The 13,991-nt window shown below is 34.5% G+C and carries 11 protein-coding genes; all 11 read right to left on the bottom strand.

The window, feature by feature from the left end:
• Nucleotides 1-10 precede the first annotated feature (10 nt).
• On the bottom strand, nucleotides 11-1,078 hold the full coding sequence (locus tag ADJ83_RS09255) for a leucine-rich repeat domain-containing protein (RefSeq protein WP_048717649.1): 1,068 nt from the start codon (nucleotides 1,076-1,078) through the stop codon (nucleotides 11-13).
• 89 nt (nucleotides 1,079-1,167) lie between these two features.
• Nucleotides 1,168-3,843 (bottom strand): InlB B-repeat-containing protein, encoded by a 2,676-nt coding sequence (locus tag ADJ83_RS09250; protein WP_048717647.1) that lies wholly within the window; start codon nucleotides 3,841-3,843, stop codon nucleotides 1,168-1,170.
• 1,015 nt (nucleotides 3,844-4,858) lie between these two features.
• Nucleotides 4,859-5,431 (bottom strand): transposase, encoded by a 573-nt coding sequence (locus ADJ83_RS09245; RefSeq protein ID WP_048717645.1) that lies wholly within the window; start codon nucleotides 5,429-5,431, stop codon nucleotides 4,859-4,861.
• Nucleotides 5,431-6,966 carry a YifB family Mg chelatase-like AAA ATPase gene (locus ADJ83_RS09240; protein ID WP_048717644.1) on the bottom strand — a complete coding sequence of 512 codons (1,536 nt, stop codon included), beginning with the start codon at nucleotides 6,964-6,966 and terminating at the stop codon, nucleotides 5,431-5,433. The genes ADJ83_RS09245 and ADJ83_RS09240 overlap by 1 nt, the downstream gene beginning before the upstream one ends.
• Nucleotides 6,967-7,370: 404 nt before the next feature.
• Nucleotides 7,371-7,688: a hypothetical protein gene (locus tag ADJ83_RS09235; RefSeq protein WP_048717642.1), complete on the bottom strand. Its 318-nt coding sequence runs from the start codon at nucleotides 7,686-7,688 to the stop codon at nucleotides 7,371-7,373.
• Nucleotides 7,689-8,283: 595 nt separating this feature from the next.
• Nucleotides 8,284-9,384: a UDP-galactopyranose mutase gene (gene glf, locus ADJ83_RS09230; RefSeq protein WP_048717640.1), complete on the bottom strand. Its 1,101-nt coding sequence runs from the start codon at nucleotides 9,382-9,384 to the stop codon at nucleotides 8,284-8,286.
• A 44-nt stretch (nucleotides 9,385-9,428) separates the two neighbouring features.
• Nucleotides 9,429-10,448, bottom strand: a complete 1,020-nt coding sequence (rfbB, locus tag ADJ83_RS09225; RefSeq protein ID WP_048717638.1) for a dTDP-glucose 4,6-dehydratase — start codon at nucleotides 10,446-10,448, stop codon at nucleotides 9,429-9,431.
• Entirely contained in the window at nucleotides 10,449-11,303 is an 855-nt protein-coding gene (rfbD, locus tag ADJ83_RS09220; protein WP_048717636.1) for a dTDP-4-dehydrorhamnose reductase, read from the bottom strand.
• Nucleotides 11,300-11,866 (bottom strand): dTDP-4-dehydrorhamnose 3,5-epimerase, encoded by a 567-nt coding sequence (gene rfbC / locus ADJ83_RS09215; protein WP_048717634.1) that lies wholly within the window; start codon nucleotides 11,864-11,866, stop codon nucleotides 11,300-11,302. Before rfbC ends, rfbD begins: the two co-directional genes overlap by 4 nt.
• Before the next feature lie 19 nt (nucleotides 11,867-11,885).
• On the bottom strand, nucleotides 11,886-12,764 hold the full coding sequence (rfbA, locus tag ADJ83_RS09210) for a glucose-1-phosphate thymidylyltransferase RfbA (protein WP_048717631.1): 879 nt from the start codon (nucleotides 12,762-12,764) through the stop codon (nucleotides 11,886-11,888).
• 323 nt (nucleotides 12,765-13,087) lie between these two features.
• Complete coding sequence (locus ADJ83_RS09205; RefSeq protein ID WP_048717629.1) at nucleotides 13,088-13,945, bottom strand: glycosyltransferase family 2 protein; 858 nt, start codon at nucleotides 13,943-13,945, stop codon at nucleotides 13,088-13,090.
• Nucleotides 13,946-13,991 lie beyond the last annotated feature (46 nt).

Raw genomic sequence — 13,991 nt, 5'->3', positions numbered from 1 at the left:
TATCCTATTCTTATTTTCTTTTTGAATGTAAAAACATATAAAACAGGATGATAGATTGAAGGATTACGATCCCAAATAATATATATACTAAAATATTATTTGTAGACGATTCCCCGTTATTTTCTTCTGAAGATTTTTCTTCATCAGCTAAAGTAAAATCCTTTTTATCAAGTGTTTCGTAGACAGCCTCAACAGGTGTATAATCTTTAATATTATTTCCCGATAAATATAGATTTTCTAATTCGGATAAATCCTCCAGCGCTTCGATTTCCTTAATATTATTGTTCTTTAGTTGTAGTGTCTTTAATTTTGTTAAGGCTCTAAGGCTATCTAACTCTTTTACCTTCCCATCATTTATTTCCACTACTTCTAATTCGGATAAAGCTCCAATTGGTTTAATTAATACAATCGGATTTTCCGAAGCACCAAGTACTTTTAATTTTGTTGCATTTGTTAATGCATTTAAATCAGCGATATCATTATCCTCAATATGTAAAACTTCTAAATTCACTAATTGTTGAATTGGAGATAAATCCTCTATATTATTGTGAGAGATATCAAGATTCATTAAGTTAATGAGATCCTTTAATCCATTGATAACTTCAATCTGATTATCACTTATTTTCAGTACTTTTAATTTTTTTAATGATTTTAAATCTTCTATTTTTTCAACTTGGTTATCGCTTAAGAATAGACGCTCTAGTTTGTCTAAATCCTTTAACGACTCAATATTTTTCACTTCATTGTTTGATAAATATAGAATTTTTAAATTATCCAGCTCTTTTAATGGCGTTAGATTCGAAATATTATTATCTCCTAGTCTTAATTCCTCTAAGTTCTGAATCTCTTCAATACCTTCTAATGTTGTAATATTGTTATTGGTTGCATCTAGTTCCGTTAAATCTTTCACATCACTTTTAAGAATGTCACCACTTGGTTTATCTATCTCACTTCTTACTGCTGATTCTAAATTTTTATCTTTAAATGTGACTGTATCTTCTGCAGCTAGAATAGTTGTCCTTGTGAAGAATAGTGTGATAAGTAAAATTATCATACTAGCCATTATCTTTTTATGCATTCTTTTAAACTCCTTGTATTTAATAATTAGAATAAAGAGTATCGCAAAAGTATCATACCTTTGCGACACCCCATTTACTATATTTGTGATTATTCCATAGACTGAGAACTTATTTGATTTATTGTCGTGAGAATACCATTATTAATTTCAAATACATTCCAATATTCCCCTTCACCGCTAGTTGGAATATTAAATACCTTAATAAGGTTTCCGTCTTTGTAAAGTTCTACCTTTGCTCCACTTTTAACTAAAGGTGCGTCTAGAGAATAATTGTTTACAAAAAATCTATATACACCATCTACTTGTTTAAATGAAGTGATTGTTTCAGGACCATATCCATTTACATCATCCACATCTAGTTCCGCATATTTAACACCATTCTCTTCATAAATTTCATTATTATAAAAAATATGGAAGCGTTCGGTCGAATTTAATTTTGGCCCAGTTAAATGTGCGTCTAAGTCACTCGGCAAGTCATTCCAAGATAATACAACCACAAAATCACTTATCTCTGTTTCAAAAGGCATAATGGATTCATTCTTCTTGACGACTGTTCCTGTTTCCACTACAACATTGATAAATTTAGTTGTATATTCATTTAAAGATATCTCCATCGTATATTCACCTGGAAAAATATTTGCAAACGAATAATTACCGTCATTATTTGTTTTGGTAACTAGAATTGGATTACTCGAATGATTATCAAGTCCAGTTCTTAATTTAACATTTACCTCTGGAACTTCTTTTCCAGTTTTTGCATTACTAATCATGCCTATAATACTACCGTACTGTACAAAAACGGCCTTTATATGTTTATTGCTATTCATCTTAACACTTAGCTTTGTAGATTGACCTGCATTCACTCCATCTACTTCCCAATGATCAAATCCCCACCCGTCCGCAGCATTGGCAGTAAGTTCCACAAGGGAATCTTGTTCATATTTATTATTGCTAACCGCTTTTCCAATACTTCCTTGGCCAGCAACAGATGTTTCCAATGTATAATACTTAGGTTCTTTTGGAGTTTCGTTATCAACCGGTATTATTACTAGTTCTTCTTTTGGTTCGTCCTCTTGTGGTTCATCTTCTTTTGGTTCATCTTCTGGTTGCTTTTCTTCTATTTCAACAAATACTGCTTTAATTTGCTTAGAACCATTCATTTTCACTTTAGTATCACGTTGATTACCAGAAATGGATCCTTCCCAATGATCAAATTCCCACCCCGCAGCTGGCGTTGCAGTAATTTCAACAGTTGTTCCTTCTTTAATGCTAGTACTATCGGAGGAAGTCTTAATTGTTCCCTCGCCTTTTTTCGTTAAGTTCAATGTATAATATTTAGGTTTCTGTTTAAATTTAGCTTTAATGGACTTATCATTATCCATCACAATGGAAACTTCAGCAGAATTCGTTTTAATCGTTGAATCCCATCCTACGAATTCCCATCCTTCATCAGCGACTGCTTTTAGAAGAACCGAGTCTCCTTCTTTAAAAGTAGTTCCAGTAGGACTACTTATAATAGAACCTTGTCCCTCTACCAGCTTTGTAAGGGTATAGTTGTTGTCTTCTACTTGGAGCTTTATCTTAAATTCTTTTCCATCAATTTTAGCTATAATAGTAGATTCACCATTTTCATTTGAAACAAAGGTATTCTCCGCTCCACTTGCTTTGGCAAGTGTTCCGGTGCCCTCTTCTATGTACCACACTGGATTTATAGCCATTTCTTTGCCGTCAGCATCTTTTCCTATTGCTTTTAATCCAATTTCTTGTCCAATTGTTGTTTTATTTTTGGTTGCAATCACTTCTAAACTCTCAAGAACATGTTCTTGGATAGAAATAGCTACTGTTTTCTTGATAGAACCAATTTGTGCAGTTACAGTCTCCTGTCCAGCTTTTTTGGCAAGAAGTGTATTCACATCACTTTCTTTTTCTGATAGTTCCGCCAATTCATCTTTACCTAAAGACCACTTTGCGTGAACTACAATACTTTGTTCATCCTTTACATCCTCAGTATTTTGAACGGAATCGCCATTTTTTGAAGTTTCTTCCGTTGAATTAGCATCAGTAGTTATATTCTCTACCTCATCCTTTTCAACTGTTTCCTCTGAAGTATCTTTCGTAGAGTCAGTAGTATCATTACTTGCAGGCTGATTATCACTTTCTTCATTCGATTCATTAGCATTCTGTTCTTTTTCTTTTTCTTGTTCTTTTTCTTTAGAAGAATTATCATTTTGCTTTGTATATAATACTTTTAATTCAGCGGTTTTTCCTATTTGTACCTTGTCTCTATCAGAAACTAGAATTAAATCTTCATCTATTTCTTTTAATTGTTCCTTAATCTTGCTATCATTAGTCACTCCAAATCCCTCATCTAGAGATTCAATCGCTCCTAATATATCTTCTTGCATTAGTTTTACATCGCTTAACTCCAAGTAGAGACTAGCAGATTTAGGAACAATTTTAATTCCCGCTACCAATACTTCTACTGCCTTAACATGCTTTTCTAATGCCACATAAGATTTTGCTATACCAATACGAGCTTCTGTGTTCTTGGGATCGATATCCAACACTTGTTCATATGCTATAATTGCTTCTTCATATTTTTGCTCTTCATAAAACTTATTACCAATTTTCAACTGTTCATCAATTGTTCTAGCATTAACAACTTGTACAGTAAAATAAGTACCTAAAGATATTATTAATAATAATAAAGCCAGTACAAGTATAGTAATCTTTTTCTTGTTCCTTACATTTTCGGTCCTATTCAACTTTTAAATATCCCCCTCTTCCTAAAATAGGTCTAATCAACCAGCAAAAATTTGATAAACATTCCAAAAGAATCATTTTATTAGTTAATTTTCCCATATTAATACTACCATAATTTATCAATTCAAAAAACAAAATTTTAATTATTATCTACTTCCTTCCATTTTTATAAGGATACTTTCTCTCTGTGGCAAATTAAGATGGGAATCATAAAACCTCTCTATATAGGGTATCTAGCACCTATTATTTAATAAAAATATCAATAAGAAAGCCTGATTGAGGAAATACGAGGAAATACTATTTGTGAAATTCAGTGTTATAGTAATTGGCGAAACGTTTATTGATCAGCTCCATTTAAAACGGGTACTTTGAACTAATTGTAAATGGAAGTGATTATACATGAGGCAATAAGAGGAGATTTCAAAGGGGTACTTTCCATAGAGTTGTGTTAGGATAGGAAGAAAGGCTTGAAAATCTGATATTCTGAAACAGGTTGTTACGTTGATTTTCCTTGGAAATAATGTCATAAAAAGGCTCTGGTATATGCACTATTTTCTTAAAGGCATTATGTCTCACTCGAAATCTTCATTTAAGTATCCTACGCCCAACATCTTAAGGTCATCACAATCTACCACTCCAATATTCTACAGAACAATCAATTTTCCTACCAAAATAAAAAAAGAAAACACCATAATTGCTGTACTTCTTCTTTAACAAATTCCAACTGAAATCACAACAAAGTCCCCTCTGAAACAAGATTATTCGAGGCGTCGCTGTGACCAAGAGTTTACGTAATCTGTTGGAGTTTACTATCCATGGGAAACGAATTGGCGCTATGTGATACATTTATTGGAGAAGATTAGTAAAAAATATGACAAGCGTGGTAAAATCACCTTGCCGTAATCCTTCCACAAAGAAATCTTTCTATGATTATCCCCCCTTTCCTAAACCGAAAAAAACACCTCCAATATCCAACTACTATTTCAGTTTATCACTCCTCATTCTAATTTTCTATTATCAATCTTCGACATATTTCGGGTCGTCCCTGTGACCAAGAAGACTACAGTACTTTTCCCGTTTCTGTGTCAATGATCCTTCATAATAATCTAGTAAAAAATTCACATTCATAAAACAAGGTACTGTAGAATGCTTATCCTTATAATATTGATAGCTACTCCAAGGATAGTATTCTGCCAGCTTAACCATCCTCGCCTCAACTGGGTTAAGGTGTATATAACGGCTAACTTTTAACATTCCTTCTTTGTCGTCAATTCTTTTGTCATAAAACCGTTTTTCAAAGACATGGCCTGTTAAACGGTATTTGGTGTTATAGTAATTGGCATAACGTTTATTGATCAGTGCCATTAGCTTTGAAATGGGCACTTCACTAGAACGCAATTGTAAATGGAAATGATTATTCATAAGGCAATAGGAGGCGATTTCAAAGGGGTACTTTTCGTAGAGTTGTGTTAGGATATGAAGAAATGCTTGAAAATCACTGGCATTCCGAAACAAAGGGTCACGTCGATTTCCTCTGGAAACAATATGATAAAATCGCTCTGGTGTATACACTCGTTTCTTATAGGGCATTATTTCTCCCTCGCAATCGTCGTTTGTTTATTCTGCCCCCAGCGTCTTAAGGTCATCGCTTCCCAAATGGCTTGATCAGCTATTCTTTCTTCCCCTGCTAAATCAGAAATGGTCCTTGCGAGTCTGATAATTTTTATCTGAACACGGTTGCTCCAGTTTTGCTTAGAAGAAATTTGGGTGAGTGTCTTTTTCTGTTCTGTTGTCAAGGCACTCGTTTCCACCAAAATGTCAAACGGAACCTTCGCATTGGATACTTCTTGTTGATACCGTTCATACTGGCGCACGCGCGCTTTTTCCACTCTTTTACGAATATCATTAGAGGATTCTTGCGTCGTTGGGGACCCGTTAACATTTACTGACTGTAAGGATAAGAGGATGTCCATTCGGTCATAGATAGGACCGGACAACCGATTTCGGTAGGCTTGAATTTGCTTTTGGGAACAGGTGCAATAATGATGAAGAGAACCGAGGTATCCACATGGACAAGGGTTCATAGCACCTATTAGGATAAAAGAAGCTGGATACGTCACTGTAGAATGCGCTCTGCTAATGGTTACTTCACCTGTTTCGAGTGGTTGACGGAGCATATCAAGCGTTTTTTTGGAGAATTCTGCAATCTCATCGAGAAAAAGAATCCCATGGTGAGCCATCGAAATTTCACCTGGTCGCGGGTTCGATCCACCACCAATAATGGCGACAGCAGAAGCAGAATGGTGGGGATGTCTGAAAGGAACAGATGGAACATGGATGCGTTTTTCACGAGCAAGCTGATACAAACTCATCACTTCGAGTTGTGCTTGATTTGTTAATGAAGGTAGGATGGAAGGAAAAGATTCAGCTAACAAGCTCTTTCCACAACCAGGAGGACCATTCATCAGCAAATTATGCTCACAAGCTGCAGCAATTTCTAATGCTCTTTTTGCTTTCTCATGTCCAATCACATGACAGAAGTCCTTTTGATGTGTGGCAATCTCTGGTGTTAGATGATTCTCTGAGGAAAAAGAAGGTTGAGACAGCATGCTTTCTTGCCCTTCCAAATGCTGAACGACTTCCTCGATATGAGACACAACTATACATTCAATATCCTGTAGCATATGGAGTGGCAGCACCGAATCATAAGGTAAATACACTCGTTTGATCCCAAGTCCCCTTGCCGCAATAACTGCAGGTAGTATCCCTTCTCCACTCACAACCGAACCATCAAGGGATAATGCCCCAATGAACGCCGTATCTGTGGGAATCTCACGCTTCACCTCCCCCAGTTCCTTCAAAGCAGCAATTGCGATAGCCAGATCAAATAGCGAACCATTTTTCTTTTGATCAGGCGGAGATAGATTCACAACTACCTTCTTATCCGTCACATCCAAATCAAAATGAGCAATCGACGCCAACACCCTCTCTCGAGACTCCTTAACAGAAGCATCAGGCAAACCAACAATCACCATAGATTCCGTGTCCTGTGATATCCGCACCTCCACCTGAACACGGTAGCCCTCTAATCCTTTCAAACCAATACTTGAAACCTTTACGGTCATACAAAAACCTCCAAACTATTTAGTTTTATAGTACAATGAGTGAAAATAAACTAGGAAAGAAATAACAATTCGAGAAAGAATAAAATAGGATGATAAATCAATCGAGGTTAAAATAGAAGGAATTCTTTTTAGAACAAGAACAACTAACAGAGGGAAAGATATAATCTACCACTTCAATATTCTACAAAATAATCAAATTTCCTGCCAAAAATGAAAATGAAAATAAAAAGAAAGAAGAAAACAATATAACTGCTGTACTTCTCTTTGACAAATTCCATCGGCAATCCCACAAAACACTCTTGTAATATTTTCCTGTGAAACAAGATTATTCGGGATTTCACTGTGACCTAAACTTTTCTACAATAGTCATTGAGTCAACCTAGATTTATATATCTCTTTATTAACTACCGAGATCTCATTACTCTGGCTAAATTTAATTTGTTTTTGTTGAATGTTCTTGGAAAATTCCCATAATAACCAATGTCTTTTTTTGCATGTTTCATATTTGATATACCAGCTAATAAGTCATCGAAGTAGGAAAGATGTTCATATACTGCATTCTCTGTATGTTCACTTAAAATTTCATACTCTTGATATAACCTGTGTGCGTACTGCCTAGTTATTTCTTTAGTCGCTTTAGCATCTTTGTTTTCAATTTCTCGTCTATAGTCATCCATAATATTAATAAAAGGCTCATTTTTAATTGGGGTCCAGTGCGGCATAGTATCACTCCATAATTTTTTACTTACTATTTCAATACAAGAGAGAAAAATTCCTTTCGAACTAACTATTCTCTACAGAGAAAAAAGGATTATATTTAATAGCTCTACTGCTGTACTTCTCCTTTAACAATTTCCTACTGTAATTTCACACAAATTCTCTCGTAGAATTTCCTGTGAAACAAGATTTTTTCAGTGCCTCACTGTGCAGCAAGAATTTATTATCGGTTCGCCATTGGAAAGGGAAAAACGCCACCCCCCTCCAATATCCAACTACTATTTAAGTTTATCATTCACACAATCTAATTCTCTATCAATCCTCGACATATTTCGGGGCGTCACTGTGACCATGAGTTCATTGAACTAATCCGAATTTATATTGTCTACTTTTTAGATCTCGGTGCACTGTGACCATAAGTTCAAAATAATCAAATTTCCTGCCAAAATGAAAATAAAAAAAGAAGACAACAATACACTTGCTGTACTTCTTCTTTAACAAATTCCAACAGCAATCACACACAAAGCCTCCCGTGAAACATTTATGTGAAACAAGATTATTCGAGGCGTCACTGTGACCAAGAATTTCTTGTGATTAAAATTATTCTCCAAATTCCCTTTTAACTGTAACAAGTGCTGCCCCAATCACTTGATGCATATCATAATATTTATAAGTACCAAGCCTACCACCAAATATTACATTTGATTCTTTATCTGCCAATTCTTTATATTTTTTATATAATTCATTATTTTTGTCACTATTAACAGGATAATAAGGTTCATCACCTGGTTTCCATTCCGAAGGATATTCCTTAGTAATAACTGTTTTATCTTGAGTTCCAAATTCAAAGTGTTTATGCTCTATTATTCTTGTGTATGGAGTTTCTCTATCCGTGTAATTAACAACTGCATTACCTTGATAATTATCTTGATTTATTATTTCTGTCTCAAACTGCAGACTTCTATATTCTAAGACTCCATATTTATAATTATAAAACTGATCAATCATACCTGTAAATACTACTTTATCAGCTAAGTTATCAAACTCTTCCTTATTTCCAAAATAATCAACATTAAGTTTTACATCAATATCTTTTAACATTTTTTCTATAATAATAGTATAACCACCCACTGGAATCCCTTGATATTTATCATTGAAATAGTTATTATCATAGGTAAAGCGAACAGGTAATCTCTTTATAATAAATGCCGGCAATTCTTTCGCTGATCTTCCCCATTGTTTTTCTGTATAACCTTTGATTAGTTTTTCATATATATCTGTTCCAACTAAAGAAATCGCTTGTTCTTCTAAATTCTTTGCTTCTTTTATTCCTGACTCTTCTTTTTGTTCATCTATTTTTTTCTTTGCTTCAATAGGAGTAATTACTCCCCATAACTTATTAAATGTATTCATATTAAAAGGAAGATTATATATTTCACCCTTATAGTTTGCTACTGGAGTATTTGTATATCTATTAAATTCAGTAAAACTATTTACATATTCCCAGATTTTTTTATCATTAGTATGAAATATGTGCGCACCATATTTATGTACATTTATACTTTCTATTTCTTCGGTATAGATATTACCACCAATATGATTTCTTTTATCTATAACTAGACATTTTTTTCCTCTTTTATTTGCCTCATAAGCAAATACTGATCCGAATAAACCAGCACCTACTATTAAATAATCATACATTTTCTAATTCTCCTTTTATATTATTATTTTTTCTATACTGAAATCTATAATGTATACTGCTTCTCAAAATAATGCTGATATTCACCACTAATGATTTGCTCCCACCATTCTTTATTATCTAAATACCATTGAATAGTATGGGCAATGCCTGATTCAAAAGTATATGTTGGCTTCCAACCTAAAGCTTCTAGCTTAGTCGGGTCAATGGCATAGCGTTTGTCATGTCCTAAGCGATCTGTCACAAATTCAATCAGATCTTCGGATTTGCCTAATGTGCTAATGATGGTTTTTACAACTTCTAGATTGGTACGCTCATTATGTCCGCCCACATTATATACTTCCCCATTTACTCCTTCATGAAGAACAAGATCAATCGCTGCACAATGATCTAGCACATGCAACCAATCACGGATGTTCTTACCATCTCCATACACCGGAATCATTTGATCATTTAATACACGAGAAATTGTTAGTGGGATTAATTTCTCTGGGAAATGGTATGGTCCATAGTTGTTGGAACAACGAGTAATATTAATTGGCAGGCCATATGTCTCATGATACGCGCGAACCAGCATATCAGAAGATGCTTTACTTGCACTGTAAGGACTGTTTGGCTGCAATGGTGTTTCTTCTGTAAAGAAAGTAGTTGGATCAACATCTAATTCTCCATATACTTCATCTGTGGACACATGAATAAATTTAGTCACGCCCACTGCTTTTGATGCATCTAATAATACTTGAGTTCCCAATACATTCGTTACCACGAAAATTTCTGGATTGGTAATGGAACGGTCTACATGACTTTCTGCCGCAAAATGAGTCACATAATCAAATTTCTCTTTCTCAAAAAGAGCGAAAATCTCGTCTCGATTCGCAATATCTGCCTTAACAAAATGATAATTCTCTTTCTCTTCAATCGATTTATGTTTCGTTAAATCGCCAGCATATGTTAATAAATCAAGGTTATAAATATCATAATCTGGGTATTTATTGACCATATATTGAACAAAATTTCCACCGATAAAACCTGCTCCACCTGTTACTAATACTTTCTTCTTTGCCATTTACTTCACCTCTTCTTGATATTCAGCTACATATCGTTTTAAAGCATCTTGCCATGCTGGAAGACGATTAAATCCTTTTCTTTCCAACTTGTCCTTGGACATTCTGGAGTTCTTAGGACGCACTGCTTTTGTTGGATATTCTTCAGTTGTAATGCTGTTGACCTTTACAGCTTTGCCAGCCACGTTAAAAATTTCTTCAGCAAATTGGGACCATGTTGTGAATCCTTCATTGGAAGCATGATATACACCATATTTGTCTGTTTCAACCATATCAAGCAAAAGCTTAGCCAGGTCGAAGGTATAGGTTGGGGATCCGTGCTGATCACCCACTACATTTAATTCATCACGCGTTTCGGCCAAACGCAGCATCGTTTTAATGAAGTTTTTGCCATTGAAGCCAAACACCCAAGAAATTCGCACAATATAATACTTCTCAAGTAAACTTTGTACCACTTTTTCCCCTTCATACTTGGTTAAACCATAGTAGCCAACGGGACATGCTGGGTTTTCTTCTGTAAAAGGTTCTGTACCTGTTCCTTCAAAGACATAGTCTGTGGAAATATAGACGAATTTTGCATCTGCCTCTTTCGCTGCGCTTGCTAAATATTTCGTGCCATTCACGTTCACATCAAAGCACGCTTCTTGGTTGTCCTCTGCGTTATCGACTGCTGTATACGCAGCACAATGGATAATCGCATCTGGTTTTACTTTTTGTACAAGGGTGTGTACTTTTTCTTCGTCGGTAATATCAAGCTCCTTACTGCCGACGCCAATCATCTCCAACCCGCGGCGTTTTCCTTCTTGAACCACGTCATAGCCTAATTGACCGCTGTATCCTGTTACTAATACTTTCATTTAGTGTCTCCATATTGGAAATTATTATCAGCATCTTTCAGAAAAGGAGCTTTTTCGTCTTTTTCGGAAAGAATAGGCGTAATATCTAACGGCCATTCAATATTGATTGCTGAATCGTTCCAAATAATTCCACGATCACAATCTGGAGCATACAGGTTGTCCACTTTGTATTGCACTTCCACATCATCTGTAATCGTCATAAAACCATGTGCGAATCCTTGTGGAATCAGTAACTGTTTTTTATTTTCTGCAGAAAGTTCTACACCAAACCACTTTCCAAAAGTCGGACTTCCCTTGCGGATATCGACTGCCACATCAAAGATAGCCCCTTTTGTACAGCGAACTAGCTTGGTTTGTGCTTTCGGATTTAATTGATAGTGCAATCCACGCAGTGTTCCTTTTGCAGCAGAAAAAGATTGATTGTCCTGAACAAATTTAATATCAATTCCTTCTTGAATTAAATTCTCTTCATTATACGTTTCCATAAACCATCCGCGATGATCTCCGAAAACCTTTGGTTCCAACACTTTTAAACCCTGGATAAATGTTTCTGTAATTTGCATTCCTTGATACCTCATTCTGTTAATATATAATTTGCCCTTTAGCTACCTTTAATAGATATTGGCCATAGCCAGTTTTAGCATATAAATTCCCTTGTTCGACTAAGCGATCGTTCGTAATCCATCCATTTATGTAACCTATCTCTTCTGGTGCGGAAATTTTGATTCCTTGATGATCTTCAACCGTACGTACAAAGTTAGCTGCATCTAACAAACTTTGGTGCGTCCCGGTATCCAGCCAAGTAAACCCTCTTCCCAATAACTCTACATCAAGCTCCCCTAATTGAAGATACGCTTCATTGATAGAAGTGATTTCTAGCTCTCCGCGATGGGATGGCATGACATTCTTCGCAATCTCTACAACACGGTTATCATAGAAATAAAGACCTGTGATGGCATAGTTAGATTTAGGCACTTTTGGCTTCTCTTCCACACTAAGCACTTTTCCTTCTTCATTAAATTCAACTACCCCAAATCGCTCTGGATCCTGTACATGATAGCCAAATACGGTTGCACCACTTTCCTTCTGAGCAGCACGCTGAAGAATCTTTCTCATGCCGCTTCCGTAATATATATTATCTCCTAATATCATCGCAACAGAATCATTACCGATAAATTCTTCCCCAATCAGAAAAGCCTGAGCAAGCCCTTCTGGCTTAGGCTGCACCTTATATTGCAAGGAAATACCAAATTGGGAACCATCTCCTAAAAGCGCTTCAAAACGTGGAGTATCCTCAGAAGTAGAAATAATTAAAATGTCCTTAATACCAGCTAGCATTAGAGTAGAAAGTGGATAGTATATCATTGGTTTATCATTAATCGGTAGTAATTGTTTGCTTGTTACCAGGGTTAGAGGATATAGCCTAGTACCACTTCCCCCGGCTAAAATTATACCTTTCATTAAACTACCTCCTAATTCATTTTAAATTCTAGATAAAAAATTTTTAGTAATTCTTTCAAAATAACTCTGAACAAAGAGAAACAATATAACATTTGTCGAAGTTCAAGTTGAATTTTTAATAAACTAGCATTATTGTTTAATAATTATCGTAAATAAGAAAAAGCATTCACAGTATCATTATCAAAAAATCAGATTTTTGCAAACATGAGCTTCAATTACTTAATATGTGAATGCCTAAATATTATATATAAAATCATACACTTTAATCTAATTCTTCTACTCAAAACTTTCTAAGTACATTTTAGTACAATTTAATCCATTCTTTATAATTTCATAGAATAGCCTTTTTTATATCCCAGATATCTTGTAAGTAAATCAATACCTAGCAACAATAAATCTTTTATTTTAAATCTTTTCAATAGATTTTTTAATAAAAAATATAATAATTTTCTTCCCTCTCCTAATGAAGAATAATCTTTTAAATCATTTTGATATCTTTTTTCAAATGAACCAATTAACTTATATCTTTTATAAACACTTCCAACTTCGAAATTATGGCTATGATAAACTTTACTTTTAGAGTTATATAAAATACTTTTTCCACTAATAATAACATTTAAAGCATATACTACATCTTCATTTGTACCTACATCAAAATCATAGCCACCCAGGGAAAAAAAAGTTTCTTTTAATGTAGCTGAAGAAGCATCAGAATAATATATATTTTTTCTTCCCCATTTTTCAATAGTCATATTATTACATAAACGGTCATAGTCAGGATAGTTAAATTGCCTCATTAGCTTTTCTGTTTCAGTAGCATAAGGATATGCAATTTGCTTTGAATATGTTGCAACTATATCATTATCCCCAAATAGAGGTTCTACTAAGTTTTTTAACCAAACATGGTCATATGGTGTAACATCTTGTGTAATAAATACTAATATATCACCACTTGCCTTTAGAGCAGCTACATGCCTTGTTTTAGCATGATTAAAATTTTCAACCAAAAAAGTTATGTCACATAATTGCTCACAAAGTTCAAGACTGCGATCATTTGACTTGCTAACAGCCGCAATAATTTCAAAATCATTTTCTATCTTCTGCAACCTAATTTTATCAATTAATTTTCTTATATATTTTTCTCCATTAAAAACTGGTAATATGATTGAAATTTTTTTCATTATATCCCACCTCTTTTTCTAAAGATAATAAAATCAACCATAATAT

It is taken from the genome of Bacillus sp. 522_BSPC (assembly GCF_001076885.1).
Classification (GTDB): Bacteria; Bacillota; Bacilli; order Bacillales; family Cytobacillaceae; genus Niallia; species Niallia hominis.
Note: the sequence above shows the minus strand (reverse complement) of the source record. Positions and strands in the feature narration are given on the sequence as shown.